General features: G+C 61.1%; 24 protein-coding genes. 14 read left to right on the top strand and 10 right to left on the bottom strand.

Features of this window, described 5'->3' with window-relative positions:
* Positions 1 to 65 precede the first annotated feature (65 nt).
* Positions 66 to 953: a chorismate mutase gene (locus ACG2K1_RS08985; protein ID WP_395428732.1), complete on the bottom strand. Its 888-nt coding sequence runs from the start codon at positions 951 to 953 to the stop codon at positions 66 to 68.
* Between the two features lie 232 nt (positions 954 to 1185).
* Here ACG2K1_RS08985 and ACG2K1_RS08980 point away from each other — a divergent pair, with 232 nt between their 5' ends.
* The 5 genes from ACG2K1_RS08980 to tilS all read left to right on the top strand — a co-directional run bounded on the left by ACG2K1_RS08980 (position 1186) and on the right by tilS (position 6817).
* On the top strand, positions 1186 to 3330 hold the full coding sequence (locus ACG2K1_RS08980) for an AsmA family protein (RefSeq protein WP_395428733.1): 2145 nt from the start codon (positions 1186 to 1188) through the stop codon (positions 3328 to 3330).
* Between the two features lie 149 nt (positions 3331 to 3479).
* The gene (locus tag ACG2K1_RS08975; RefSeq protein WP_009426797.1) at positions 3480 to 3950 is read left to right on the top strand and encodes an ankyrin repeat domain-containing protein; all 471 of its coding nucleotides are present in this window, start codon (positions 3480 to 3482) and stop codon (positions 3948 to 3950) included.
* The gene (locus tag ACG2K1_RS08970) at positions 3947 to 4543 is read left to right on the top strand and encodes a hypothetical protein (RefSeq protein ID WP_009426798.1); all 597 of its coding nucleotides are present in this window, start codon (positions 3947 to 3949) and stop codon (positions 4541 to 4543) included. Before ACG2K1_RS08975 ends, ACG2K1_RS08970 begins: the two co-directional genes overlap by 4 nt.
* A gap of 412 nt (positions 4544 to 4955) precedes the next feature.
* Positions 4956 to 5378, top strand: a complete 423-nt coding sequence (locus tag ACG2K1_RS08965; protein WP_009426800.1) for a hypothetical protein — start codon at positions 4956 to 4958, stop codon at positions 5376 to 5378.
* A gap of 116 nt (positions 5379 to 5494) precedes the next feature.
* Entirely contained in the window at positions 5495 to 6817 is a 1323-nt protein-coding gene (tilS, locus tag ACG2K1_RS08960; RefSeq protein ID WP_395428734.1) for a tRNA lysidine(34) synthetase TilS, read from the top strand.
* Positions 6818 to 7358: 541 nt separating this feature from the next.
* Here tilS and hemF read toward each other — a convergent pair.
* A complete protein-coding gene (gene hemF, locus ACG2K1_RS08955) occupies positions 7359 to 8267 on the bottom strand; it encodes an oxygen-dependent coproporphyrinogen oxidase (protein ID WP_395428735.1) in 909 nt (302 codons plus the stop codon).
* A gap of 99 nt (positions 8268 to 8366) precedes the next feature.
* Between hemF and ACG2K1_RS08950 the strand changes: the two genes are divergently transcribed.
* Together ACG2K1_RS08950 and argS are read left to right on the top strand one after the other, a co-directional pair.
* Positions 8367 to 8996, top strand: a complete 630-nt coding sequence (locus ACG2K1_RS08950) for a GDSL-type esterase/lipase family protein (protein ID WP_395428736.1) — start codon at positions 8367 to 8369, stop codon at positions 8994 to 8996.
* Positions 8997 to 9103: 107 nt separating this feature from the next.
* A complete protein-coding gene (gene argS, locus ACG2K1_RS08945) occupies positions 9104 to 10822 on the top strand; it encodes an arginine--tRNA ligase (protein WP_395428737.1) in 1719 nt (572 codons plus the stop codon).
* Between the two features lie 451 nt (positions 10823 to 11273).
* On the opposite strand, the gene ACG2K1_RS08940 is transcribed toward argS, so the two are convergent.
* The 4 genes from ACG2K1_RS08940 to ACG2K1_RS08925 form a co-directional block, all read right to left on the bottom strand.
* Positions 11274 to 12467 carry an amino acid aminotransferase gene (locus ACG2K1_RS08940; RefSeq protein ID WP_395428738.1) on the bottom strand — a complete coding sequence of 398 codons (1194 nt, stop codon included), beginning with the start codon at positions 12465 to 12467 and terminating at the stop codon, positions 11274 to 11276.
* A 274-nt stretch (positions 12468 to 12741) separates the two neighbouring features.
* On the bottom strand, positions 12742 to 13206 hold the full coding sequence (gene nrdR, locus ACG2K1_RS08935; RefSeq protein ID WP_009427277.1) for a transcriptional regulator NrdR: 465 nt from the start codon (positions 13204 to 13206) through the stop codon (positions 12742 to 12744).
* A gap of 9 nt (positions 13207 to 13215) precedes the next feature.
* Positions 13216 to 14058: a class II glutamine amidotransferase gene (locus ACG2K1_RS08930; protein ID WP_395428739.1), complete on the bottom strand. Its 843-nt coding sequence runs from the start codon at positions 14056 to 14058 to the stop codon at positions 13216 to 13218.
* A gap of 106 nt (positions 14059 to 14164) precedes the next feature.
* Complete coding sequence (locus ACG2K1_RS08925) at positions 14165 to 14521, bottom strand: winged helix-turn-helix transcriptional regulator (RefSeq protein ID WP_395428740.1); 357 nt, start codon at positions 14519 to 14521, stop codon at positions 14165 to 14167.
* A gap of 113 nt (positions 14522 to 14634) precedes the next feature.
* On the opposite strand from ACG2K1_RS08925, the gene ACG2K1_RS08920 reads away from it, so the two are divergent.
* The gene (locus tag ACG2K1_RS08920) at positions 14635 to 14880 is read left to right on the top strand and encodes a DUF896 domain-containing protein (RefSeq protein ID WP_395428741.1); all 246 of its coding nucleotides are present in this window, start codon (positions 14635 to 14637) and stop codon (positions 14878 to 14880) included.
* Between the two features lie 22 nt (positions 14881 to 14902).
* Positions 14903 to 15766, top strand: a complete 864-nt coding sequence (locus ACG2K1_RS08915; protein WP_395428742.1) for a pirin family protein — start codon at positions 14903 to 14905, stop codon at positions 15764 to 15766.
* 626 nt (positions 15767 to 16392) lie between these two features.
* On the opposite strand, the gene pta is transcribed toward ACG2K1_RS08915, so the two are convergent.
* From pta to aroA, 4 genes are all read right to left on the bottom strand, one after another.
* Positions 16393 to 17871 (bottom strand): phosphate acetyltransferase, encoded by a 1479-nt coding sequence (pta, locus tag ACG2K1_RS08910; RefSeq protein ID WP_395428745.1) that lies wholly within the window; start codon positions 17869 to 17871, stop codon positions 16393 to 16395.
* A 109-nt stretch (positions 17872 to 17980) separates the two neighbouring features.
* Positions 17981 to 18409 (bottom strand): OsmC family protein, encoded by a 429-nt coding sequence (locus ACG2K1_RS08905; protein ID WP_009427270.1) that lies wholly within the window; start codon positions 18407 to 18409, stop codon positions 17981 to 17983.
* Positions 18410 to 18435: 26 nt separating this feature from the next.
* On the bottom strand, positions 18436 to 18924 hold the full coding sequence (gene rraA, locus ACG2K1_RS08900; RefSeq protein WP_395428746.1) for a ribonuclease E activity regulator RraA: 489 nt from the start codon (positions 18922 to 18924) through the stop codon (positions 18436 to 18438).
* Between the two features lie 292 nt (positions 18925 to 19216).
* Positions 19217 to 20509 (bottom strand): 3-phosphoshikimate 1-carboxyvinyltransferase, encoded by a 1293-nt coding sequence (gene aroA, locus ACG2K1_RS08895; protein WP_009427267.1) that lies wholly within the window; start codon positions 20507 to 20509, stop codon positions 19217 to 19219.
* Positions 20510 to 20569: 60 nt separating this feature from the next.
* Between aroA and cmk the strand changes: the two genes are divergently transcribed.
* The 5 genes from cmk to ndk all read left to right on the top strand — a co-directional run bounded on the left by cmk (position 20570) and on the right by ndk (position 25222).
* Positions 20570 to 21235, top strand: a complete 666-nt coding sequence (gene cmk / locus ACG2K1_RS08890) for a (d)CMP kinase (protein ID WP_009427266.1) — start codon at positions 20570 to 20572, stop codon at positions 21233 to 21235.
* A gap of 152 nt (positions 21236 to 21387) precedes the next feature.
* The gene (rpsA, locus tag ACG2K1_RS08885) at positions 21388 to 23067 is read left to right on the top strand and encodes a 30S ribosomal protein S1 (RefSeq protein ID WP_009427265.1); all 1680 of its coding nucleotides are present in this window, start codon (positions 21388 to 21390) and stop codon (positions 23065 to 23067) included.
* A gap of 15 nt (positions 23068 to 23082) precedes the next feature.
* The gene (locus ACG2K1_RS08880; protein ID WP_009427264.1) at positions 23083 to 23391 is read left to right on the top strand and encodes an integration host factor subunit beta; all 309 of its coding nucleotides are present in this window, start codon (positions 23083 to 23085) and stop codon (positions 23389 to 23391) included.
* A gap of 157 nt (positions 23392 to 23548) precedes the next feature.
* Positions 23549 to 24721, top strand: a complete 1173-nt coding sequence (gene zapE, locus ACG2K1_RS08875) for a cell division protein ZapE (RefSeq protein WP_395428747.1) — start codon at positions 23549 to 23551, stop codon at positions 24719 to 24721.
* A 75-nt stretch (positions 24722 to 24796) separates the two neighbouring features.
* Positions 24797 to 25222 (top strand): nucleoside-diphosphate kinase, encoded by a 426-nt coding sequence (ndk, locus tag ACG2K1_RS08870; RefSeq protein WP_009427261.1) that lies wholly within the window; start codon positions 24797 to 24799, stop codon positions 25220 to 25222.
* Positions 25223 to 25230: the final 8 nt, after the last annotated feature.

The raw sequence follows: 25230 nt of genomic DNA, 5'->3' as shown, positions 1-25230 counted from the left end.
TTTCTGCGTTTTCAGACGGCCTTTGCACCGAGTTTCCGCTGCCTGACGCGGACGGCGGTTCGATATTAACGGATGCTTGTGTTCAGGGTGTGGACGACGGCGTTCGCGCCTGCGGCGCAGGCGAGTTTGAGGAGGATTTCCTGCGGCATGTCGTTGTGGTGCAGACGGGTGATGTTGGCAAGCACGGGCAGGCGGCAGAGGTGGCGGGCGCGGACAACGGCTTCGGTGTCGAGGCGGTGCGGATGGTTGGCAGAAAAACTAAGTGTACCGCTTTCGCCGAGGATGATTTGGCGGTTGCCTTTGAGAGCGATGTGTTCGGCGGCGGTGAGCCATTCGTCGGCGGTGTGGTGTTTGTCTTTGCACAGCACCAGAGGGGTGTTCAGACGGCCTGTTTCGTCCTGCAGGGCGCGGTTGGCCATCAGTTCTCCGCCGAGATAGAGGATGTCGGCTTCGGCCTGCAGGGAGGTTTCGATTTGGCGCACGTCGCGGATGCGTACCAGCACGGGGCGGCCTGCGGCATGGTTGGCGGCGGTGCTCTCGCGCAGCAGGCGGATTTGTTCTTTTTCGTTCGGCGGCTGTTGCTCGGCGTAGGGGCTGGCGGGCAGGCGGAAGGGGTCGAGAAAGAGTGCGTCGGCGTCGGTGCGGTCGGGCAGGGCGGTGACGGACAGGATTTTCGCGCCGCCGAAAGCAACGCCGCGCACGGTAATCACGCTGTCTTCGGCCTGGGTTTCGCGGCTGATGATGCGCCAGTCGGAAAGCACGCGGATGGCGCGTTCGACGTGGGGCAGGGCTTCGATTTCCTGCGGTTGGAACACGCGCTCGTCGCCCACCGCGCCGATGATGGTGCGCTCGTCGCCGCGTGAAACGTGCTCTCGCAGGCCTTTGCTGCGGATGAATCCGATAACGGCGGCCACGGCTTCTGCGGGCGCGTGTTTGTGCATCACGATAATCATGGTTCGGCTGCTCCTGCGGAATAAGGCCGCCGATGGTAGCACAGGATGCAAAGGCCGTCTGAAAGCGGAGTCGAAACCGCCGCCTTTCAGACGGCCTTATGCCTCAAACGGCGCGTCTCTGTCTTTTCAGACGGCCTTTTGCGCCGCCCGGGCAGATGCCGAGGCCGTCTGAAAAAGGCGCGGCGCAATCTGCTATACTCCGCCGCTGTTTTTTGCACCATCGGCACGGGATATGAAACGTCTGCAATCGGGTAAATTCTGGATGAAACTCATCAGCGGCGGCACGCTGCTGTTCGCGTCGGCCTTCGCGGCAAAATATTTCCTGCTCTCTTGGCTTTTTTCGCCGGAAAACCTGCGGCGCGCGGCAGACGAAGCGGTGGCCGGAACGGGGCGGCGCGTGCGTTTTGTCGAAAACGGCGTGTCCACCGCCATTTTTCCGCGCCCGACGGTGACGCTCAAACAGGTAGAGCTGACGCAGCCCGGCGGCGCAGGCACACAAATGCGTGCCGAAGAAATGCGGCTGGGCGTCGGCTGGGCGAGTCTTTTCGGCGAGCCGAGGATAGAAAAATGGGTGTTCGTCCGCCCCGTCGTTTTCCTGACGCGTGACGCGGCGGGCGGATGGAACGTGCGCGATTTGCTGGCGAAACAGAGCGGCGCGGCAGTCGACCGCATCATCGTCGAAGACGGGCGCGTGCTGGTCGACACGCCGCAGCACCGGCACGTTCTCGAAGGCGTCGGCCTCAACATCAACAACGCCGACGACGAACAAACCCAAATCAAAGCGGAAGGCCGTCTGAAAACCCCGCTGTGGGAAAACGAAGCCCAATGGAAACTGCAAGGCGTGCTCCACCGCAGCGGCGGCAGCTGGCAGATGCCCGAAATGGCGCTCACCGGCAGCAGCCGCTACCGCGACGCCGAACTGGCCTTCCGTTTCACCGCCGACACCCTCTGGCAGCGGCGCGGCAACAATATCCGCTTCACCCAAGCCGGTTTGCAGCTCGACATCCCCGCCTACAAACTCCACCTGAACGCCGAAGCGCCCGCGCTCAACGCCGCCGACGGCGGACTGTCCGCCCGCTCCGCCAACGCCGTGCTCACCGCGCAATGGGACGACGCGCAGTGGGACGCCACCCTCTCGGCCAAAGACATCGCCCTGCGCCCCGGCTCGCTGGCCGTCGAACAGGCGCTCCTCAACGGCAGCCGCAAAACCGCCGCCACACAAACCGCCTTCACACTCGACACCGCCGTCAACCGCAGCGGCGCCGACTGGGTGCTGCCCGCCCTCAAACTCACCACCCGCCTCGACAACCTCACCGGCAACCCCCGCCCCCGCCTCGTCAGCGAACTCGACGGCTCGTGGACATACCGCAACGGCTCTTGGGAAGGCCGTCTGAAAGGACAGCTCGACCGCGAAGCCCTCGCCCTCAAAGCCGCCTACACCCCCGCCGCCGACAAACAGCCCGCCCGCCTCAATGCCGACCTGCGCCTCGACAAACTCTCCCTGTCTCCCTATCTCGAAAGCCTGCCCGCCGACAGCGCCGCCGCCTACCCCGCCTGGCTGCAAAAACCCGGTGCGCCCGAAATCGAAGCCGACATCGCCGTCAAAACCCTGCAATCGCCCAATCTCGAAATCAACAACCTCGCCACCCGCCTGCAAGCCGACCGCGAACGCATCGTCCTGCCCGATTTCAGCGCCGAACTCTACAACGGCGTGATGGAAGGCGGCATCAGCATGGCCGCCACCACCCCGCCCACCTACCGCCTGCAACAATACGCCCGCAACATCAATATCCGCCCCCTCATGCAGGATCTCTTCCGCTACGGCAACATCAGCGGCAGGGGCGACGCCGAAATCGACCTCACCGCCCAAGGCACAGGCCGCGCCGGCCTCACCCGCACCCTCTCCGGCACCCTCGAACTCAACCTCAGCAAAGGCGCATGGCACGGCGTCAACCTCAACCGCGCGCTGCAAAACCTCCTCGGCAGCCAACCCGTGCAAACAGACGGCAACTCCGCCACCCCCTTCGAACGCTTCACCATGAGCAGCAGCATCGGCAAAGGCATCAGCCGCCACGACAAAGCCGAACTCCACTCCGACACCTTCCGCATCGAACTCACCGGCGCCACCGACTTCAACACCATGACCCTCAACGAGCGCCTCAAACTCTACCCCGCAGGCGGGCAGGGCACACCCGTCCCCCTCATCATCCGCGGCAAACCCGACAACCTCTCCGTTACACTCGACTACAAAGGCCTCACCGAAGGGCTGGCGAACGCCGAAGAAAAACAACAGGCACTCGAACGCGCCATCCGCGAACAATGGCAATGGCTCAACAACGCCAAACCCGCCGCCCCGCCCGCAAACGCCAAACCGTAAACACAAAAAGGCCGTCTGAGAGCCCCGTTTCTCCGCTTTCAGACGGCCTTAGTCTGTCAGACAGACTGTTTTTGTTAACTGTGCCGGCCGAAGCAGACAGCCTTTAAGGCCGTCTGAAAAGCCGTTCCACCCAAAGAAAGGACTCCCCCATGCCCAAAAAGAAAACCACCCTCCCCAAAAACTTCTGCGAACTGTGCCAAGCAGGCGATCTTGCCGCCCTGCAAGCCGTGTATGACGACACCGACATCAACGCCGTCGAGCGCACCATAGGGAAATCGCACCCGCTGGCGATGCGCGCCACCCCGCCCGCCTTTATGCAATGGCTGATCGACCACGGCGCGGACGTCAATTTCCAACGCACCGCCGACGACAGCCCGCCGCTCTACCACCAAGTTACATCAGGCAACGCCGAACACGCCGCCGTGCTGCTGCAAAACGGCGCCGACGCCAATTACGCCAACGAGTTCGGCAACACCATCCTCCATTTCGCCGAACCGCGCCGCTGGTCAAACTGCTGCTTGTGCACGGTGCCAACCCCGCCGCCAAAAACCGGCGCGGGCAAACCCCGTTTGACAGCCTGTTGGATACCGCCCCGCTCTCTGACAGAATTGCCGACATGATTGCCTGCGCCGAACTCTATTTGCAGGCCGGCATGACCATCACCGAACAGCAGCGCGAGCAGGTGGCATGGTCGCGCGACCATTACGACGAACACATGGAACGCTTTGAAGTCCCACACACACCCGAAGGCTACGCCGCCCTGCGCCGCCTGTGCGAAATGTTCGGCGTCGATCCCGAAACCGCGCGCCAAGAGCCGCCGTCGCCCGATCTCACCACCCCCATCGTCCTCGCAGGCGACACCCTGTGGGATCAATACATCAACGGCTGGGACAAACTCGTCCCCGCAAGCGGCGCGGCAGCCACCGTGCAGGGCGAGCTTATCCGCATCGCCGGACGCATCCGCGACGAACTGCTGCGCAACGCCATGGGCAACTGGGGCAGGGAACACCGCAAAATGATCAACGCCTTCCCCAAATACGCCAAACTCGGCACGCCCCTTGCCGCCGACGCACTCGCCGAAATCGCCGCCATCCAAAAAGGCATCCTCGGCGACGACGGCACGCTCTCCCAACGCCTGTGCGAACTCGCCGCGCAATGGGTGGCGCAAAACCCCGCGCCGATAGCCTTGGGCGAAACGGCGTATAAAATCTGAACCCAAGGCAGCCTGAAAAGCCGTGTTTTGCCGTTTCAGGCTGCCTCAGAGGCCGTCTGAAAACCCCGTTCCCTCTCCCGCTCGCGGGGGAGGGGCAGGATGGAGGTGGTTGCCGCTGTGGCAATTTTTGCGGAGCGATGGGAAAGCGGTTTTCCAACCGCCACCCCCTCCCCAACCCTCCCCCGCGCAAGCGCAGGAGAGGGAGCGGATTGCAGTTGCCCGAAGGCAGCCTGAAAGCCCGCTGTGTAGGGTGTGTTGCCCCGCAACGCACGCGGTTTCAGAACTTTAAAGGCAGCCTGAAACGCCGCCTCCCGTTTTGGCTTCGCTGAATCCTACGGCTTTCAGACGGCCTTTGAGGCCGTCTGAAACCCGCCCCCGCAACCAAACCCCATCCCCAACCAAAGGAAACCCCATGAAAAAAACCGCCCTGATGTTCGCCGCCCTGTTTGCCGCATCCGCCGCCTGCGCCGCCGACAATGCGCCTGCCACACGCGGCATCGTCAGTCAAACCGAACAGCTTCCCGCCGGACAAACCATCACCGCCGCCGCCCGTCTTGCCGCCGGTAAAACCTACCGCATCAGCGGCAGCTGCGGCAAACACTGCGGCAAACTGCGTCTGCAACTGTTCAACAGCAGCGCACATGTCGATTTGTATGACGAATCCACCCGCCACGGCGCGCTTGTGGGCGAACAGAGCGGCCTGAAAAACCCGAGCCTGCTTTGGACGGCAGCCGCCGACGCCGACTACACCGCCGTGCTCACCCTAACAGAATGCGCCGCCGCAGCCTGCGCCGCCACCCTGGACATTTCCGAAAGCAGCGGGGCGAAGCCTTAAAGGCGGTTTTCGCTTCGCCGAAACCGCGCTTTCAGAAACATCGTTCCCGCGTTTATGCCCCGCAGGGGTATAGGTAGGAACGGCCTCCCGCCAACCCGCTCCGAAAACCCGAAACTATGCACCCCGTCCCCGCCGCCGTCCTCCACGCCCTGCCCGAAGCCGTCCTCCGCGCCCGCCGTATTGAAACCGCCCTCAGCGGCGGGCTCGATTCCGTCGTCCTGCTGCACATTCTCGCGCAGCTCAAAGGCAGCCTGAACGCCGAACTGTCCGCCGTCCACGTCCACCACGGCCTGCACGCCGATGCCGACGGCTGGCTCGATTTCTGCCGCAGCTGCTGCGAGCGCCTCGGCATCCCCCTGCGCGTCGAAAAAGTCAGCGTCCGCCCCGCAGGACGCGGCATCGAAGCCGCCGCCCGTGAAGCGCGTTACCAAGCCTTCGCCCGCAGCCGTGCCGACATCCTCGCCGCCGCCCACCACGCCGACGACCAAACCGAAACCTTCTTCCTCGCCGCCCTGCGCGGCGGCGGCCTGCGCGCCCTTGCCGCCATGCCCGGGCTGCGCCCCCTTGCCGAAAACCCCGCCGTGCACATCTGGCGGCCGCTTCTGCCCTACAGCCGCGCCGAACTGGCCGCCTACGCCGCAGAACACTGCCTCGACTACATCACCGACCCCGCCAACGCCGACCCCGCCTACCTGCGCAACCGCCTGCGCCATGACGGCCTGCCCCGCCTGCGGCAGATACAGCCGCAGCTCGACGCCCACATCCGCGCCGCCGTCGCCCTCTTGCAGGACGAATTGGCCGTATTGCAGGAAACCGCCGACGCCGACTGGCAGGCCGTGCACGACGCACACGGCTTCAACACCGCCGCTTGGCGGCAGCTCGCCCCCGCCCGCCGCCGCCAAACCGCCCGCCGCCTGCTGCTCGAAACGGGCGGCAGCCTGAAAAACCAAGCCTTCCTCGCCGACTTCTGCCGCGTGTTAAACCAAATCGGCACAGGCGAAGCACAATGGCCGCTGTCCGATCACACCCTCATCGCCAGCCGAAACCGCCTGTTCCTCCTGCCGCAAGACTGGCAGCGGCAGTACACCCCCGCCGCCGCGCAAGGCAGCCTGAAAGACTTACAGGCCGCAGGCTGGCAGTTCCGCCGCGCCCGCCACGGCCTGCCGCGCGGCCTCCTCAGCCAAACCCTGCGCATCCGCCCGATAGAAAAAGGCGACCTGCTGCACACCCCCGCCGGCCGCAAACCGCCCAAACAAATCCTGCACGAACACCGCATCCCCCCCTTCATCCGCCCCTGCTGGCCGCTGATCGCCGACGAAAACAACCGCCCCCTCGCCCTCGCCAACCTGCGCGCCGACAGCCGCCACACCGTTTCAGACGGCCTGCTGCCCTGTCTGCCGGATTACGATGTGTTTTTACAGGGCACAGGCAAAAACTGAGGCCGTCTGAAAGGCAGATTCGGGCTTTCAGACGGCCTCTGCGCGGATAGCCGGTATCGCCGAAAACGCGTGCGCCGCTTGGGGCGGTACACCCTACTGGGTTTCGGGTAGGGTGTGTTGTGCAGCAACGCACGCGGTTTTTGGGTTTTCAGACGGCCTCAAAGGCCGTCTGAAAACGTGTTCCCTCTCCCGCCCCGCGGGGGGAGGGCTAGGGTGGGGGCTTGCACCGCTGCGGCAACTTTCGCAGGACATCGGCGCGAATGCAGTTCTGCGAACTGCCACCCCTCCCCAACCCTCCCCCGCGCGGGCGCAGGGGAGGGAGCAGATGCGCGGCGGGATGTTCGGTTTCAGAAACGGCATTCCCGCGTTTATGCCCCGCAGGAGTGCAGGCGGGAACGGCCTTTCAGGTTTGAAACCACGTTTTCACTCCGTTTTAAACTTCGCTTTTCAGACGGCCTTTCAGGTTTCAGGCCGGTTTGAGGCCGTCTGAAACCCCAAATCGGGTTTTCAGACGGCCTTTGTGCATTCGGAACAAACAGATTCAGCGCAGTTCGGACAGCCAGTCGCGCGGTTTGAGGTAGTCCTGCAAACGCGCTTCGGCGCTGCCTGCTTCGGGGGCATAGCCGTATTCGAAGCGTACCAGGGGCGGCATGGACATCAGGATGCTTTCGGTGCGGCCGCCGCTTTGCAGGCCGAAGTGGGTGCCGCGGTCGAACACTAAGTTAAATTCGACGTAGCGGCCGCGGCGGTAGAGTTGGAACTGCCGTTCGCGATCGCCGTGGGGCGTGTGTTTGCGGCGGGCGACGATGGGGCGGTAGGCTGCGGTATAGGCTTCGCCGGTCTGGCGGATAAAGTCGAGGCAGGTGGCGAAGTCCCAGCGGTTCAGGTCGTCGAAAAACAGGCCGCCGACGCCGCGCGTTTCGCCTCGGTGCGGCAGGTAGAAATAGCGGTCGCACCAGTCTTTGTATTCGGCATAGAGGCCGTTTGAAAACCTGTCGCACAGGTTTTTCGCCGTTTGGTGCCAGTGCAGGATGTCTTCGTCAAACGGGTAAAACGGCGTGAGGTCGAAACCGCCGCCGAACCACCACACGGGTTCGCCGCCCTGCGGGTAGGCGATAAAGCAGCGCACGTTGGCATGGCTGGTCGGCACATAGGGGTTGCGCGGGTGGATAACCAGCGACACGCCCGCCGCTTCAAAGGCCGCGCCCGCCAGCTCGGGGCGGTCTGCGGTGGCGGAGGCGGGCATCACGCCGCCTTTGACGTGGGAGAAGTTGACGCCCGCCTGCTCGAACACCGCGCCTTGTTTGAGCACGCGGCTCTCGCCCGTGCCGAGGCGGCTTTGCCAGTGTTCGCCGAGAAACACCGCACCGTTTTCCTCCTCGGCTTCCAGCGCGGCGCAGATGTGGTTTTGCAGGGTACGCAATACGTTTAAGACGGCCTGAATATCCATGTTTTTTCCTTTTGTTGCGGTTGGCGGCGGATTATAGCGGAACGGGCGGGCGGTTTGCCTGTATCATCCGCCGCTTTCTCCACGGATACGGAACACGCCATGCCCCTCACCCGCCGCCGCTTCCTCGCCCTCGCCGCCGCGCTGGCCGCAGCCGCCTGCACCAAAACCGCCCGCCATGCCGCCATTTCGCGCGGCAGCACGGTTGTGGCCTTGGGCGACTCGCTCACCTACGGCTACGGCGCGCCGCCCGAAGCCGCCTATCCCGTGCGCCTTGCCGCCATCACGGGCTGGACGGTCGTCAACGGCGGCGTGTCGGGCGACACTTCCGCGCAGGCTCTGGCGCGTCTGCCCGCGCTGCTCAAACGCGCGCCCAAGCTGGTGTTGCTCGGCATCGGCGGCAACGACTTCCTGCACCGCCTGCCCGAAAGCGACACCCGCCGCCATATCGGCGACACCATCGCCGCCGTGCAGGGCGCGGGCGTGCCGATCGTGCTGATTGCCGAACCGAAGCCGAGCCTCGGCGCGCTGGTCGGCAGCCTGTCCGACCACCCGCTGTATGCCGGTTTGGCCGAAAAATACCGCGTGCCGCTGTTTGCCGACGGCTGGTCGCGCATCCTGAGCGACGGCGCGCTCAAATCCGACGCCATTCATGCCAACGCCGAGGGTTATGCCCTGTTTGCCGAACGGTTGGCGGCGTTTTTGCAGAAGCAGGGATTTTGGCGCGGCTGAACCTTTCCCAAACCTTTTCAGACGGCCTTTCGGGTAAAATGCCGCGTTTTCACATTGAAGAGGCCGTCTGAAAACCTTTTCAGACGGCCTGAACGAAAGAGCAAACCATGAATCTACACCAAACCGTCGAGCGCGAAGCCGCCGCCGCCTTTGCCGCCGCAGGCATCGCCGGTGCCAATGTCGTGCTCCAACCGGCCAAAAACGCCGATTTCGGCGACTACCAAATCAACGGCGTGATGGGCGCGGCCAAACAGGCCAAGCAAAATCCGCGCGAGCTGGCGCAAAAGGTTGCCGACGCGCTCTCGGGCAATGCCGTCATCGAAAGCGCACAAGTGGCCGGCCCGGGCTTTATCAACCTGTGCCTCAAACCCGATTTTCTCGCCCGCCACGTTCAGACGGCCTTAAACGACCCGCGCTGCGGCGTAGCGAAAAAGGCCGCGCCGCAAACCGTGGTCATCGATTATTCCTCGCCCAACCTCGCCAAAGAAATGCACGTCGGCCACCTGCGCTCCAGCATCATCGGCGACAGCATCTCGCGCGTGCTCGAATTTATGGGCGACAGCGTTATCCGCCAAAATCACGTCGGCGACTGGGGCACGCAGTTCGGCATGCTGGTGGCCTATATGGTCGAGCAGCAGAAAGACAATGCCGCATTTGAACTCTCTGATTTGGAACAGTTTTACCGCTCCGCCAAAGTGCGCTTCGACGAAGACGCGGCCTTTGCCGACACCGCGCGCGAATATGTCGTCAAGCTGCAAGGCGGCGATGAAAACGTGTTGAAACTGTGGCAGCAGTTTGTCGAAATCTCGCTCGGCCACGCACAGGCGGTTTACGACACGCTCGGCCTGAAACTCACGCCGGCCGATGTGGCGGGCGAATCGAAATACAACCCCGAATTGCAAAACACGGTGGACGATTTAGTGCGGCAGGGTTTGGCCGTTGAAGACGACGGCGCGAAAGTCGTGTTTCTCGACGAATTTAAAAACAAAGAAGGCGAACCGGCCGCGTTTATCGTGCAGAAACAAGGCGGCGGCTTCCTTTACGCCTCCACCGACCTGGCCTGTCTGCGCTACCGCGTCGGCACGCTCCACGCCGACCGCCTGCTGTATGTGGTCGATCACCGCCAGTCGCTGCACTTCGAGCAGCTCTTCACCACTTCGCGCAAGGCCGGCTATCTGCCCGAAAACGTGAAAGCCGAATTCATCGGCTTCGGCACCATGATGGGCAAAGACGGCCGCCCGTTCAAAACCCGTTCGGGCGACACCGTGAAATTGGTTGACCTGCTGGACGAAGCTGTTGAGCGCGCTGCCGCGCTGGTGAAAGAAAAAAATCCCGATTTGGGCGCAGACGACGCGGCAAAAATCGCCCAAACCGTCGGCATCGGCGCGGTGAAATACGCCGATTTGAGCAAAAACCGCACCAGCGACTACGTATTCGACTGGGACGCAATGCTCTCGTTTGAAGGCAACACCGCACCCTACCTGCAATACGCCTACACCCGCGTGCAAAGCGTGTTCCGCAAAGCGGACGACTGGGACGCGGCAGCAGAATTAACACTCGCCGAACCGGCCGAAAAACAGCTTGCCGTAGAGCTTTTGAAATTTGAAGATATACTGCAAAACGTGGCCGACACCGGCTATCCGCACTACCTCGCCGCCTACCTCTACCAGCTCGCCACCCTGTTTTCCCGCTTCTACGAAGCCTGCCCGATACTCAAAGCCGAAGGCGCAACCCGCAACAGCCGCCTGCAACTGGCACGCCTCACCGGCAACGTGCTCAAACAGGGCTTGGACTTGCTCGGCATCGATGTGTTGGACGTGATGTAAGGCGTGTTTAAAAAGGCCGTCTGAAAGTATAGTGAAACCTATCTTTCAGACGGCCTTTCTTTTCAGACGGCCTTTGGAGGCCGTTCCCGCCTTCGCGGGAATGACGTTTCTGAAACCGATCATTCCGCCGCGAACCTTGCTCCCTCCCCTGCACCGCAAGCGCGGGGGAGGGTTGGGGTGGCAGTTCGCAGAACTGCATTCGCGTCGATGTCCTGTAAAAGTTACCGAAGCGGCACCGCCCCCACCCTAGCCCTCTCCCGCGGGGCGGGAGGGGGAACAGGTTTTCAGACGGCCTTTGGAGGCCGTCTGAAGCCTCAAAAAACCGCGTGCGTTGCTGCGCAATACACCCTACAGCCCGATTGGAATAAAAAGGCCGTCTGAAACGGTGAGGCCGTCTGAAAAACCTGCTTCGCAGGTTTTTCAGACGGCCTTTTTGCCGCTCGAGCGGGATTTACAGCACTTTGACGATGCTCTCGCACAGGTAGTCGATATTATCGGCGGTGATGCCGGCAACATTGATGCGGCCGCTGCGTACGGCGTAGATGGCGAACTCGTCTTTCAGGCGGTCGACCTGTTCGGGGCTGAGGCCGGAGAAGGAGAACATGCCGTTTTGTTCGATGATGAAGCCGAAGTCCTGTTTCGCGCCTTTTTCTTTGAGCAGGTCGACGAATTTCTGCCGCATTTCTTTGATGCGTGCGCGCATTTCGTCGAGTTCGGCTATCCATTGCGCTTTGAGTTCGGGGTCTTGCAGGACGAGGGCGATGGTGTTGCCGCCGTGGGAGGCGGGGTTGGAGTAGAGGGTGCGGATGATGGTTTTGACCTGGCTGAACGCGCGGTTGGCGGTTTCTTCGTCGGCGACGACGACGGTGAAGGCGCCGACGCGCTCGTTGTACATGCCGAAGTTTTTCGAGTAGGAGCTGGCGACGAGCAGTTCTTTGTTCAGTTTGGCGAAGGCACGCAGGCCGTAGGCGTCTTGCTCGAGGCCGTTGGCAAAGCCTTGGTAGGCGAAGTCGAAGAGGGGCAGCCAGCCTTTTTCGGCGGACATTTTGGCGAGGGTGTCCCATTGTTCGGGGGTGGGGTCGATGCCGGTGGGGTTGTGGCAGCAGCCGTGCAGGAGGACGACGTCGCCTGCTTGGGCTTGGGAGAGGTCGGCAATCAGGCCGTCCCAGTCGAGGGCGTGGGCGGTTTTGTCGTAGTAGCGGTAGTCGCGGATGTTGATGCCGACGGCTTGGAAGATGGCGTTGTGGTTGGGCCAGGTGGGGGCGGAAATCCAGACGTTTTTCGCACCGGTTTGGCGTTTGACGAATTCTGCGGCGACGCGCAGCGCGCCGGTGCCGCCGAGGCTTTGCGCGGTTTTGGCGCGGCGGGCGGCGATGATTTCGCTGCCTTCGCCGAAGAGGAGTTTCTGGGTTTCGGCGTTGTAGGCGGCGACGCCGTCGATGGTGAGGTAGTTTTTGCTTTTTTCGTCGGCCAAAAGGCGGGTTTCGGCGGCTTTGACGGATTTGAGCACGGGGGTGTTGCCCGCTGCGTCTTTGTAGACGCCGATGCCGAGGTTGACTTTTTCGGGGCGGGTTTCGGCTTTGAAGGCTTCGCCCAGTCCGAGGATGGGGTCGGCGGGTGCGGCTTGGATTTTGTCGAAGAACATGGTTTTTCCTTTCTGGGGAACGGGTCGGTTGGAGGGTGCGCGGCTTAGGGCGTGTTGACATTCAGCTTTTGAAGTGGATTTTTCGTCAGAAAATGGCAGATGCAAGGCAAAAATGCGAGCCTATGCCGTCCATAGGCGAGTATTTTTAACGTGGCAGATGCCGTTTTATGGCGGAAAAGCCGCCAAAACGCTGATTGTCAACACGCCCTAGGCTGCGCGGGGTAAGGGTTGCGGTGCGGCCTGTGCTTTCAGACAGCCTTCGGGCTGCGGGGGTTTATGTGCCTTCCTGTTGTTCGGGCAGGGTGGCGATGGCCTGGGTAAATTCGGAAACGTCGTTGAAGCTTTTGTAGACGGAGGCGAAACGGACGTAGGCGACTTGGTCGGTGGCGAGCAGAACGTCCATCGCCATTTCGCCGATCAGGCGCGAGGGAACTTCTTTGCGGCCGAGGCGGTAGAGGCGGCCTTCGATTTCGGCCACCAGGCCGTCGAGGGCTTCGCGGCCGACGGGGCGTTTGTGCAGGGCGCGTTCGAGGCTGGTACGCAGTTTGAGCGGGTTGTAGGGCACGCGGCTGCCGTTGCTTTTGACGATGTCGGGCAGGCGCACTTCGAGGGTTTCGAGGGTGACGAAGCGTTTGCCGCAGGCGTTGCAGCGGCGGCGGCGGCGGACGCAGTTGCCGTCTTCGGTGGTGCGCGAGTCGCTGACCTGGGTGTTCGGCTGTTGGCAGAAGGGGCATTTCATGGGCGGTTCTCAATCGGAGGCGCCGACGGCGCGGGCGCGGGCGAGTCCTTCTTCGGTGCTGAGGTAGTGCGGCGGCTCGGGGCGGTCGCGCCGTTCGATATCGCCGTCGCGGAACATGACGATTTCGTCGCAGGCCAGCTGCTGCCAGGTTTCGTTTTCGGTGAGCGGCAGGGTGGCGATGACGGCGACGCGGTCGTTAGGGGTGGTGACGGCGGAAAAGTCGATGGAAACGTCGTCGTCGAGCAGGCGGGCTTCGCCGAAGGGGGCGCGGCGCACGATGTAGTGGAGCAGGGTGCTGGCGTGGGCGAACATGACGCGGCCGTCTGAAAGGATGAAGTTGAAGAGGCCGCTGCGGCGGATGTCTTTGACGAGTTCGGACACGGCGGCAAAGAGGGTGTCGTCGTCGGGGCGCTCGTCGAAGCGGCGGCGCAGCTGTTCGAGGATGTGGCAGAAGGCGCGTTCGGAATCGGTGTCGCCGACGGGGCGGTAGTAGCGGCCTTGTTCGGGGGCAAAGCCCTGCAGGTGGCCGTTGTGGGCGAACATCCAGTAGCCGCCCCACATTTCGCGCACGAAGGGGTGGGTGTTGGCCAGCGTGGTGCGGCCGCTGGTGGCTTTGCGGATGTGGGCGATGACGTTTTCGGATTTGATTTGGTAGGCTTTGACGAGGTCGGCGACGGGGGAATTTGCGCTGGGTTTGTCGTCGTGGAAGAGGCGCACGCCTTTTTGTTCGAAAAAGCCGATGCCGAAGCCGTCGACGTGGTGGTCGGTGAGGCCGCCGCGTTTGCGGAAGCCTTCGAAGGAGAAGACGATGTCGGTGGGCGTGTTGCAGTTCATGCCAAGGAGCTGGCACATGGTTTTTTCCTTTTCAGCTTCGTTGCGCCCGCGCTTTCAGACGGCCTTTTCCGTATGCTGCGGGCGGGGCGATTTTACCACAGGCGGCACGGGTTTCAGACGGCCTTTACTGCGCCTCGCCGGCCGTTTGGCGGTATTTGGCGCACTCGGATTCGTAGGTCTGCCCCCATTCGTGCATCGCCTGTATCACGGGCGTGAGCGTGCGGCCGAAAGCGGTGAGCGAGTATTCGACTTTCGGCGGCACCTGCGGATAGACCTCGCGGTGGACGATGCCCGCGCCTTCGAGTTCGCGCAGCTGCAAAGTCAGCATCCGCTGCGTGATGTCGGGCAGCAGGCGCTGCAATTCGTTGAAGCGGCGGGTTTCGGGCAGAAGGTGGTAAAGAATCAGCACTTTCCATTTGCCGCCGATGATTTCCAGAGTGGTGTTGACGGGGCAGTGCGAAGCGTTTGCGGTGTCGTTCATCATCATTCTCCATAGTATAAAAAATGTGTGTACTTGTTTAAAAAAACGATACCCATATAATACGCGACACAGACAAATTCACCAATATTTTTTCACACAGAAAGGAACGGATTATGAGAATCCCCGAACTCGACCGCATCAACGAACTGGCCGCCGTTGCCAAAACCCGCGAACTGAACGCCGCAGAGCTGGCCGAACGCGACACCCTGCGCCGCGCCTATGTCGAGGCCGTCAAAGGACAAATCAACAGCCACCTGTCCCGCGTCACCATCATCGACCCCGAGGGCAACGACGTCACCCCCGAAGCCCTGCGCGACGCCCAAGTCCGCAATATGCAAACCCCCACCCGCATCATCTGACTTAAATTAAGGAAACCACACCATGCGTAGCATCAAAAAAATCTACAACGCCCCGCGCACCCACTGGGTAGGCGACGGCTTCAAAGTCGCCCCGCTCTTCTCCCACATGGGCGAAGACAAACAGACCAGCCCGTTTTTAATGTTCGACTACGCCGCCCCGATGGAATTTTCCCCCAACAGCGGCAAACCGCGCGGCGTCGGCGGCCACCCGCACCGCGGCTTCGAAACCGTCACCATCGCCTACTCCGGCGAAGTGTCCCACCGCGACAGCAGCGGCGGCGGAACCATCAGACAGGGCGACGTGCAATGGATGACCGCAGGCAGCGGCATCGTCCACGAAGAATTCCACAGCCCCGAATTTTCCGCAAAAGGCGGCAGCTTCGAAATGGCGCAGCTCTGGGTCAACCTGCCGCACGAGCACAAACGCACCGCCCCGCGCTACCAGCACCTGCCCGCGGCTGAAATCCCCGTTGTTGCCGATGAGGCTTCCAGCGTGCGTGTTATCGCCGGCGAATACCAAGGCAGACGCGGCGCGGCCGACACCTTCACCGAGCTGAACGTGTGGGATGTTACCGTTAACGAAGGCGCAGAAACCGCCATCACCGTGCCCGCAGGCCACAACCTCGCCATCGTCGTGCGCCACGGCGAAATCGAACTCAACGGCGAAGCCGCCATACAGCCGACCCAGCTGGCCGTGTTCGAGCGCGAAGAAGGCGAAATCCGCATCCGCAACAGCGGCAGCGGCAAAGCCGAAATCCTGCTCCTCTCGGGCGAACCCATCGACGAACCGATTGCCGCCTACGGCCCCTTCGTCATGAACACCCAGGAAGAGCTGGCCGAAAGCATCCGCGAATTCAACGCGGGCAAATACGGCTACCTCGACTAAGCGGCAGGCGCGGCATCAGAAAGGCGGACAGTGCGTCTGCCTTTTTTTGCGTGCCGTTTGAAAGTTGAGGCCGTTCCCGTCTGTACCCCTGCGGGGTATAAACGCGGGAATGACGTTTCTGAAACCGGTTATTCCGCCGCGCACCTTGCTCCCTCCCCTGCGGGGCGGGAGAGGGAACAGGTTTTCAGACGGCCTTTGAAGGCCGTCTGAAAACCTGAAACCGCGTGCATTGCTACGCAACACACCCTACAGCCCGATTGGAATAGGAAAGGCCGTCTGAAAGGTGAGGCCGTCTGAAAGGTGAGGCCGTCTGAAAGGTGAGCCGTCTGAAAGGTGAGCCGTCTGAAAGGTGAGCCGTCTGAAAGGTGAGCCGTCTGAAAGGTGAGCCGTCTGAAAGGTGAGCCGTCTGAAAGGTGAGCCGTCTGAAAGGTGAGCCGTCTGAAAGGTGAGCCGTCTGAAAGGTGAGCCGTCTGAAAGGTGAGCCGTCTGAAAGGTGAGCCGTCTGAAAGGTGAGCCGTCTGAAAGGTGAGCCGTCTGAAAGGTGAGCCGTCTGAAAGGTGAGCCGTCTGAAAAAACCTGCTTCGCAGGTTTTTTCAGACGGCCTTTTTGTCGGAACGGAAATCCGTTTAAGCGGTTTGCGTTGCCTGAATGGCGGTGAGGGCGATGGTGTAGACGATGTCTTCGACCAGCGCGCCGCGCGAGAGGTCGTTCACCGGTTTGCGCAGGCCTTGCAGCATCGGGCCGACGCTCAATACGTTGGCGTTGCGCTGGACGGCTTTGTAGGTGCAGTTGCCGGTGTTCAGGTCGGGGAAGACGAAGACGGTGGCTTTGCCTGCGACGGAGCTGTTCGGCGCTTTGGATTGGGCGACGGAGGGCACGGAGGCGGCGTCGTATTGCAGCGGGCCGTCGATTGCCAGGTCGGGGCGTTTTGCTTTGGCCAGTTTCACGGCTTCGGTGACGGCGTCGACGTCGGGGCCGGCGCCGGATGTGCCGGTGGAGTAGGAAATCATCGCCACGCGCGGTTCGATGCCGAAGGCTTTGGCCGAGTCGGCCGACTGGATGGCGATTTCGGCCAGCTGTTCGGGCGTGGGGTTGGGGTTGACCGCGCAGTCGCCGTAAACGAGAACCTGACCGGGCAGCAGCATGAAGAAGACGCTGGATACGATGCTGGCACCGGGGGCGGTTTTGATCAGTTGCAGGGCGGGGCGGATGGTGTTGGCGGTGGTGTGCACCGCGCCGGAGACGAGGCCGTCGACGTCGTTTTGCGCCATCATCATTGTGCCGAGGACGACGGTGTCTTGAAGCTGTTTGCGCGCGTCTTCTGGCGTGAGTCCTTTGGATTTGCGCAGCTCGCACATGGGGGCGACGTATTGTTCGACGATGGTTTCGGGGTCGATGATTTCCAGCGATTCGGGCAGGGTGATGCCCAGTTCCTGCGCTACGGTGTGCACGGCGTGGCGGTTGGCCAGCAGTACGCAGCGGGCGAGGCCTTTTTCGTGGCAGATGGCGGCGGCCTGCACGGTGCGGGCTTCCGCGCCTTCGGGCAGGACGATGCGTTTGTTTGCCTTGCGGGCGGCTTCCATCATGCTGAAGCGGAATTGGGCGGGCGACAGACGCACGGCTTGCGGCGCGGCTAACGCGGCGGTGTTTTCGGGTTTCTCGATGCTGCCGAGGAAGGCGAGGCCGGCAGCTTCGGCCACGGCGGCGGGCGCGCCGATGACGCCGCCGAACTCGACGGCGCGTCCGGCGAAGGAGGTTTTGGCCATGTTCAGCCGGTCGGTGGTGGCGTGGCCGCTGCTGACGGCGAAGACGACGCGGGCGTTAAAAGCGGTGGCCAAGTCGTTGTTCAGACGGCTTAAAAAAAGATGGGCGTCGCTGGGAGCGATGCCTTGGATGACGAGGTTTTGCGCGTTCAGGACGGCGGCGCGGCCGATGAGGAGGTCGAACCAGTCGTCGGCCTTGCCTGTCGAGGCGAGGCGCACGGCTTCTTCGGCGTTTTCGGTGACGTTGAACACGGCGGCGTCGGGCAGCTGCGCGGCGATGTTGGCAGCGGCTTTGGCGGCGTCGGCATGGGGGCAGACGGGAATGACGAGGATGTTGGCCATTTGGGCTTCCTTTCGGAGTTTCGGATAAGAAAAACGGCGGGCGGGCCGCCCTGCCGCAATGAAAAGGCCGTCTGAAAAGCGTGTTGTCCTTTTTCAGACGGCCTGCGGTTTAAACGGTGTCGGGTGTTTCTTCGATTTCGAAGCTGTGGCTGATGGCGGCGGTTTTGCCCAGCATGATGGAGGCCGAGCAGTATTTTTCCGCCGACAGCTGCACCGCTTTGGCGATGGCGGCTTCTTTCAGGTTGCGGCCGGACACGGTGAAACGGATATGGATTTCGGTGAACACGCGCGGGGCTTCGTCGGCGCGTTTGGCGCTGACCGCAGCGCGGCAGCCGGTGATGTGCTGGCGCTGTTTCTGCGCGATCAGCACCACGTCGGCACTGGCGCAGCCGGCCATGCCCAATAGCAGCATTTCCATCGGCGTCGGCCCGCGCCGCGCCGCGCCTTCGGCCGCCGAGCCTTCCATCACAACACTGTGCCCCGCTTCGGTGGAAGCGACAAAGCACAGGCCGTCGAGCCATTGCGAAGTAATCTGCATGATGTGTCCTGTGTCCGAATTTGTGTTCAATCCAATGCGAAAGGCGCGGCGGCTACCAAAATTCCGTCGGCGTCGCTGTACAGATAATGGCCGGGCACGAAATCGACGCCGCCGAAAGTCAGCACGCCATCCGTTTCGCCCGCGCCTTCTTTCGCGCTTTTGCGCGGGTTCGTGCCCAGCGTCTTGATGCCGAAATCGAGTTCGTTCAGCGCTTCGCTGTCGCGCACGACGCCGTACACCACCGCGCCCGCCCATCCGTTGGCCGCGCCCGCCGAGGCGATTAAATCGCCGATCAGCGCGCTCGCCAAAGAGCCGCCGCCGTCGACAACCAGCACTTCGCCGTCGGAATGCGTGTTCAAAATCTGTTTGACCAGACCGTTGTCGCGGAAACATCTGACGGTGCGGATGCGGCCGCAAAAACGGCTGCGGCGGCCGAAACTGCGGAACTGGATTTCGCAGGAGGGCGTGTCGGGCGCAATGTCGATCAGGTCGGCGGTAGCAAATTCGTAGTGCATGGGGTTTCTCCTTTTTTCTCCGTTTGGGGTTTCAGACGGCCTCAGGCAAACATTGCCGCTGCCCGGATTGTCAACAAACCGGTGGCGCATTATATAGAAAGGGCAGGCCGTCTGAAAAGGCGGGCAGAGGCCGTCTGAAAACGGGGCTTCGGCGAAGTTCAAACGGGTTTTTGGTTTTTTCAGACGGCCTCAAACGGTATGCGTCGCGGGCGGTATCCGAGGCTGTTCCCGCCTGTGCGGGGATAACGTTTCGGAAAACGGGAAAGGGCGTTTTCAGACGGCCTTTCCCGTTTTATGCTTTTAGAGACTCGAACACGGCGAAGTAGTCGGGGAAAGTTTTGCGCACGCAGGCGGGGTCGTTGATGGTGACGGGCACGCCGAGCAGGGAAACAAGGGAAAAACACATGGCCATGCGGTGGTCGTCGTAGGTGTCGATGACGGCGTTTGGTGTGGGGGCGGCGGGCGGGGTGATGCGGATAAAGTCCGCGCCTTCTTCCACGGTTGCGCCGACTTTGCGCAGCTCGGCGGCCATGGCGGCGATGCGGTCGGTTTCTTTGACGCGCCACGAGGCGATGTTGCGGATGGCGCACGCTCCGTCGGCGGCGAGGGCGACGATGGCGAGGGTCATGGCGGCGTCGGGGATGTGGTTGGCGTCCAAATCGAAGGCGCGCACGCTTTGGCCGGGGGCGCGGGACACTTCGATAAAGTCGTCGCCCCAAGTGACGATCGCGCCGGTTTTTTCCAGTTCGGCGGCAAAGGCGGCGTCGCCCTGGACGGCGTTTTTGCCCAAGCCGGTGACGCGCACGGGCGTGCCGCCGAGCAGTCCGGCGGCAAGGAAATAGGAGGCGCTCGATGCGTCGCCTTCGACGGTGATGCGTTCGGGGGCGCGGTAGTTGGCGGCGGGGACGAGGAAGCTGCGGTAGGCGCGGTTTTCGACCGCGACGCCGAAGCGTTGCATCAGGTTGAGGGTGATGTCGATATAGGGCTTGGAAATCAGTTCGCCTTCGACGCGGATTTCGCAGGCTTCGCCGGTGAGCGGCAGTGCCATTAAAAGGGCGGTGAGAAACTGGCTGGATACGTTGCCTTTAATCGGCACGCTGCGCACGCCGTTATCGTTGCGGCGGCCGATAGCGAGCGGCGGGTAGCCGTCGTTGCCGAGATAGCGGATGTCGGCGCCGATAAGGTGCAGGGCGTCGACGAGGTCGCCGATGGGGCGTTCGTGCATGCGCGGAATGCCGTGCAGATGGTAGTTGCCGCCGAGTACGGCGAGGGCGGCGGTTAACGGGCGGAAGGCGGTGCCGGCGTTGCCGAGGAACAAGTCGGCTTCGGCGGCGGGAAAGCGTCCGCCGCAGCCGTGTACGCGCACGAGGCCGTCTGAAAGCCGCTCGATGCGTACACCCAAGGCGGCGAGGGCGTCGAGCATGCGGTCGGTGTCGTCGGATGCGAGCAGCGAGCGGATGGTGCAGACGCCGTCGGACAGGGCGGCCAGGAGTAGGGTGCGGTTGCTGATGCTTTTCGAGCCGGGCAGGGCGACGGAGGAGGGTTTCAGACGGCGTGCTTCGAGACGGAGGGATTGAGTGGTCATGGCGGCGCTGGAATCTGTTAACGAGGCTTGCTATTATGCCGAAAAGCGTTAATTTGAGGAATGAAAATGGCAACAAAGGTAATCGCCGTCGACGGCCCGAGCGCGTCGGGCAAAGGTACGGTGGCTTCACGGGTGGCGGCGGCCTTGGGTTGGAGTTATCTCGACTCGGGCGCGCTGTACCGGCTGGCCGCCCTCTATGCGCGGCGCAAAGGCGTAGAGTGGACGGACGAGGCCGCCGTAGCCGCGCTGGCCGCCGCACTTCCCGTGCAGTTTGACGGACAGCGGGTGCTGCTCGACGGCGAGGACGTCGGCAACGCCATCCGCAGTGAGGAAATCGGCATGGGCGCGTCGGCGGTGGCGCAGTTCCCTGCGGTGCGCGCCGCTCTGTTGCAGCGCCAGCGCGATTTTCAGACGGCCTCCGGGCTGGTGGCCGACGGGCGCGATATGGGTTCGGTGGTGTTTCCCGATGCCGCGTTGAAGGTGTTTTTGACCGCGTCGGCACAGGTGCGGGCAGAACGCCGCGCCAAACAGCTCGGCATTGCGTGCGAAGGCGTGGCCTTTGACCGCATTCTCGCCGACATCGAATCCCGCGACGAAGCCGACCGCCGCCGCGCCGCCGCGCCGCTGGTGCAGCTGCCCGACGCGATGCTGTTGGATACTTCGGACATGGGCATCGAGGAGGCGGTAAAAAAAGTAGTTGATTGGTATGAGCAAAAACAAATCTAGTATATAATCCGCGCTTTCGTTTTTCAGACGGCCTTTTTGATACGGAAGGCCGTCTGAAAATATGTGGCAGCGGCAGCCCGGCCGGAAGGGTCTGCCGTTTTACAACTCCAAACCCCGCGCCCTCCGGCAGCGCAAAGAAAGATTTAGCAAATATGGAAAATTTTGCCCAGTTGTTGGAAGAGTACTCCGCCGTTCAGGAAATGAACCAAGGGGAAGTGATTACCGCCGAAGTGGTGGCGATTGAAGACAAATTCGTCATCGTCAACGCCGGTCTGAAATCCGAGTCGCTCATCGACATCAACGAATTCAAAAACCCGCAAGGCGAAGTGGAAGTCAAAGTAGGCGACTTCGTTACCGTGACCATAGAATCCGTGGAAAACGGCTTCGGCGAAACCAAACTGTCGCGCGAAAAAGCCAAACGCGCCGCCGACTGGATTGCTTTGGAAGAAGCAATGGAAAACGGCGACATCCTCTCCGGCCTGATCAACGGCAAAGTCAAAGGCGGCCTCACCGTCATGATCAACAGCATCCGCGCCTTCCTGCCCGGTTCGCTCTTGGACGTGCGCCCTATCAAAGACACTTCCCACTTTGAAGGCAAAGAAATCGAATTCAAAGTCATCAAGCTGGATAAAAAACGCAACAACGTCGTGGTATCCCGCCGCGCCGTGCTCGAAGCCACTTTGGGCGAAGAGCGCAAAGCCCTGCTGGAAAACCTGCAAGAAGGCACTGTTGTCAAAGGCATCGTCAAAAATATCACCGACTACGGCGCATTCGTGGATCTGGGCGGTATCGACGGCCTGCTGCACATCACCGATCTGGCATGGCGCCGTGTGAAACACCCGAGCGAAGTGCTGGAAGTCGGCCAGGAAGTCGAAGCCAAAGTATTGAAATTCGACCAGGAAAAACAACGCGTTTCCCTCGGCATCAAACAGCTGGGCGAAGATCCTTGGAGCGGCCTCGCACGCCGTTATCCGGCCGGTACACGCCTGTTCGGCAAAGTGTCCAACCTCACCGACTACGGCGCGTTTGTCGAAATCGAACAGGGCATCGAAGGCTTGGTACACGTTTCCGAAATGGACTGGACCAACAAAAACGTACACCCGAGCAAAGTCGTACAGCTGGGCGACGAAGTCGAAGTGATGATTCTGGAAATCGACGAAGACCGCCGCCGCATCAGCCTGGGTATGAAACAGTGCCAGCCCAATCCTTGGGAAGATTTCGCCGCCAACTACAATAAAGGCGACAAAATCAAAGGTGCCGTCAAATCCATTACCGACTTCGGCGTATTCGTCGGCCTGCCCGGCAATATCGACGGTTTGGTTCACCTGTCCGATCTGTCTTGGACGGAGTCCGGCGAAGAAGCCGTACGCAAATACAAAAAAGGTGAAGAAGTCGAAGCCGTCGTATTGGGCATCGATGTGGAAAAAGAACGCATCTCCCTGGGCATCAAACAGCTCGAAGGCGATCCTTTCGGCAACTATATCAGCGTCAACGACAAAGGCTCGCTGGTTAAAGGCACTGTGAAATCCGTTGAAGCCAAGGGCGCAGTTGTTGTTTTGGGCGACGAAGTGGAAGGCTATCTGCCCGCTTCTGAATTTGCCGCTGACCGCGTCGAAGACCTGACCACCAAGCTGAAAGAGGGCGACGAAGTGGAAGCGGTTATCGTGACTGTCGACCGCAAAAACCGCAGCATCAAGCTGTCGGTCAAAGCCAAAGACGCCAAAGAAAGCCGCGACGCGCTCAATTCGGTCAATGCAGCATCTTCCGCCAATGCCGGTACCACCAGCCTGGGCGATCTGCTGAAAGCCAAATTGTCCGGCGATAACGAATAATCCGGGGCGATCGTTATGACCAAATCAGAGCTGATGGTTCGTTTGGCTGAGGTTTTTGCCCAGAAAAACGGCACGCACCTGATGGCGAAAGACGTCGAGTACAGCGTGAAGGTTTTGGTGGATACCATGACCCGCTCGCTGGCTCGCGGCCAGCGGATCGAAATCCGCGGATTTGGCAGTTTTGATTTGAACCACAGACCCGCCCGTCAGGGGCGTAATCCGAAAACCGGAGCGAAAGTGGATGTGCCTGAAAAACACGTTCCCCACTTCAAGCCGGGTAAGGAATTGCGCGAACGTGTCGATCGGTCGATGACTGCCGAATAAACCGTCCTTCCGGAAAAACGAGGGTGCCGCATTGCGCGGCACTCTTTTTTTGCTTTCTGCTGTCGTGCGGGGGTCGGTGGAGCAGCCGCTCCGCTTAACATCATGCGGAAATACACTATAATGCGCGCTGCCAAAAATAAGATGCCGTCTGAAAACCATGTCCGAAAAACACCCCCCCCGTTTTGTTCCGCCCCCGTATCAAAATCACAGCCCGCTGACCTGGTATCAGGCAGCTTCGCAGCAGCCCGCGTTTATTCGCGACGCCGCACAGGCACGCGCCATCGAACATCTCGATCGGTTGTGGACGGAACTGATGATGTTCAAACGCAAACGCAACCGCTTTCTCGGCCGCAGTCTGCGTTCGCCGCAACTGCCCAAGGGGCTGTATTTCTACGGCGGCGTCGGCCGGGGGAAAAGTTTTCTGATGGATGCCTTCTTCGGCTGCCTGCCCTACCGCCGCAAACGACGGGTGCATTTCCATGCCTTTATGGCGGAAATCCACCAAAGGCTGCGCGCCCTGAAAAGCGAAGCCGACCCATTGAAAACCGTAGCTGCCGAAATCGCCAAAGAAACGCGGGTATTGTGTTTTGACGAGTTTCATGTCAGCGATATTGCCGACGCGATGATTTTGGGCAGGCTGTTGGAAAACCTGTTCAACGAAGGTGTGGTGCTGGTGGCGACTTCCAACTATGCTCCGTCCGAGCTTTATCCCCAGGGACAGAACCGCAGCAGTTTTCTGTCGACCATCGCCCTGATCGAAGACAAGCTGACGATTTTGAATGTGGACGGCGGCGAGGATTACCGGCACAGAACCCTGACGGCGGCAGAAGTGTTTTACATTCCCGCAGATGCGGAAAACGAGAGCAGATTGGCGCAACTGTTTGCACAGGTAAGCGAAGGACAGGCCGTGAGGCCGTCTGAAATCGAAATCCACGGCCGCATGCTGCCCTGTAAAGGGCATACCGATAAGGCTGTTTGGTTTGATTTCCGCGTTTTGTGTTTCGGCCCGCGCTCGCAGGCAGATTACCTTTATCTTTCCGAGCGCTATGAGATGATTTTTGTATCGGGAATTGAAAAGCTGCACGAAACGGAAAGGGCGGAAGCGCGGCGGCTGACTTGGCTGATAGACGTGATGTACGACTACCGCGTCAAATTCTGCGCCACCTGCGAAGTTCCCGTTGACGAGATTTACGTCGAAGGCGATTTTGCCAACGAATTTGTCCGAACGGCCAGCCGTCTCACCGAAATGCAGTCGCAGGAATATCTCAACCTGCCGCATCTGGTGCTGTCCGTATCCGGGAAGCCGCAGGCGGCAGTTTCAAAGAGTTAAAAACTAAGCGGAATAAGGAAAAACTTGCTACAATTCGGCGGCAATTTGTCGCCTGTTTTTTATAAGGAGAATTCAATGTCTGTTCAGCGAACACTTTCCATCGTCAAGCCCGATGCGGTCGGTAAAAACGTTATCGGCAAAATCTACAGCCGTTTCGAAGACAACGGCTTGAAAATTGTTGCCGCCAAAATGAAACATTTAAGCAAAGAAGAAGCCGAAGGTTTTTATGCTGTTCATAAAGACCGTCCGTTTTTCGGTGAACTGGTGGCATTTATGATTAGCGGCCCGGTCATGATTCAAGTGCTCGAGGGCGAAAATGCCGTAGCGAGAAACCGCGAACTGATGGGCGCAACCAATCCGAAAGAAGCCGCAGCCGGTACGATTCGTGCCGACTTTGCCGATTCTGTCGGCGAGAATGCCGTGCACGGTTCGGACAGCGAAGAAAACGCTGCCATCGAAGTGGCTTATTTCTTCAGCGAAAACGAAATTTGTCCGCGCTGAGCCGAACT

This window comes from Neisseria sp. 23W00296 (assembly GCF_044772855.1).
Classification (GTDB): Bacteria; Pseudomonadota; Gammaproteobacteria; order Burkholderiales; family Neisseriaceae; genus Neisseria.
This window is presented reverse-complemented; position numbering and strand designations above follow the sequence as displayed.

Bases quoted from the DNA above. Each gene is read 5' to 3' on its own strand.
- ACG2K1_RS08985 (WP_395428732.1), bottom strand. From the start codon at position 953: ATGATTATCGTGATGCACAAACACGCGCCCGCAGAAGCCGTGGCCGCC.
- ACG2K1_RS08980 (WP_395428733.1), top strand. From the start codon at position 1,186: ATGAAACGTCTGCAATCGGGTAAATTCTGGATGAAACTCATCAGCGGC.
- ACG2K1_RS08975 (WP_009426797.1), top strand. From the start codon at position 3,480: ATGCCCAAAAAGAAAACCACCCTCCCCAAAAACTTCTGCGAACTGTGC.
- ACG2K1_RS08970 (WP_009426798.1), top strand. From the start codon at position 3,947: ATGATTGCCTGCGCCGAACTCTATTTGCAGGCCGGCATGACCATCACC.
- ACG2K1_RS08965 (WP_009426800.1), top strand. From the start codon at position 4,956: ATGAAAAAAACCGCCCTGATGTTCGCCGCCCTGTTTGCCGCATCCGCC.
- tilS (WP_395428734.1), top strand. From the start codon at position 5,495: ATGCACCCCGTCCCCGCCGCCGTCCTCCACGCCCTGCCCGAAGCCGTC.
- hemF (WP_395428735.1), bottom strand. From the start codon at position 8,267: ATGGATATTCAGGCCGTCTTAAACGTATTGCGTACCCTGCAAAACCAC.
- ACG2K1_RS08950 (WP_395428736.1), top strand. From the start codon at position 8,367: ATGCCCCTCACCCGCCGCCGCTTCCTCGCCCTCGCCGCCGCGCTGGCC.
- argS (WP_395428737.1), top strand. From the start codon at position 9,104: ATGAATCTACACCAAACCGTCGAGCGCGAAGCCGCCGCCGCCTTTGCC.
- ACG2K1_RS08940 (WP_395428738.1), bottom strand. From the start codon at position 12,467: ATGTTCTTCGACAAAATCCAAGCCGCACCCGCCGACCCCATCCTCGGA.
- nrdR (WP_009427277.1), bottom strand. From the start codon at position 13,206: ATGAAATGCCCCTTCTGCCAACAGCCGAACACCCAGGTCAGCGACTCG.
- ACG2K1_RS08930 (WP_395428739.1), bottom strand. From the start codon at position 14,058: ATGTGCCAGCTCCTTGGCATGAACTGCAACACGCCCACCGACATCGTC.
- ACG2K1_RS08925 (WP_395428740.1), bottom strand. From the start codon at position 14,521: ATGAACGACACCGCAAACGCTTCGCACTGCCCCGTCAACACCACTCTG.
- ACG2K1_RS08920 (WP_395428741.1), top strand. From the start codon at position 14,635: ATGAGAATCCCCGAACTCGACCGCATCAACGAACTGGCCGCCGTTGCC.
- ACG2K1_RS08915 (WP_395428742.1), top strand. From the start codon at position 14,903: ATGCGTAGCATCAAAAAAATCTACAACGCCCCGCGCACCCACTGGGTA.
- pta (WP_395428745.1), bottom strand. From the start codon at position 17,871: ATGGCCAACATCCTCGTCATTCCCGTCTGCCCCCATGCCGACGCCGCC.
- ACG2K1_RS08905 (WP_009427270.1), bottom strand. From the start codon at position 18,409: ATGCAGATTACTTCGCAATGGCTCGACGGCCTGTGCTTTGTCGCTTCC.
- rraA (WP_395428746.1), bottom strand. From the start codon at position 18,924: ATGCACTACGAATTTGCTACCGCCGACCTGATCGACATTGCGCCCGAC.
- aroA (WP_009427267.1), bottom strand. From the start codon at position 20,509: ATGACCACTCAATCCCTCCGTCTCGAAGCACGCCGTCTGAAACCCTCC.
- cmk (WP_009427266.1), top strand. From the start codon at position 20,570: ATGAAAATGGCAACAAAGGTAATCGCCGTCGACGGCCCGAGCGCGTCG.
- rpsA (WP_009427265.1), top strand. From the start codon at position 21,388: ATGGAAAATTTTGCCCAGTTGTTGGAAGAGTACTCCGCCGTTCAGGAA.
- ACG2K1_RS08880 (WP_009427264.1), top strand. From the start codon at position 23,083: ATGACCAAATCAGAGCTGATGGTTCGTTTGGCTGAGGTTTTTGCCCAG.
- zapE (WP_395428747.1), top strand. From the start codon at position 23,549: ATGTCCGAAAAACACCCCCCCCGTTTTGTTCCGCCCCCGTATCAAAAT.
- ndk (WP_009427261.1), top strand. From the start codon at position 24,797: ATGTCTGTTCAGCGAACACTTTCCATCGTCAAGCCCGATGCGGTCGGT.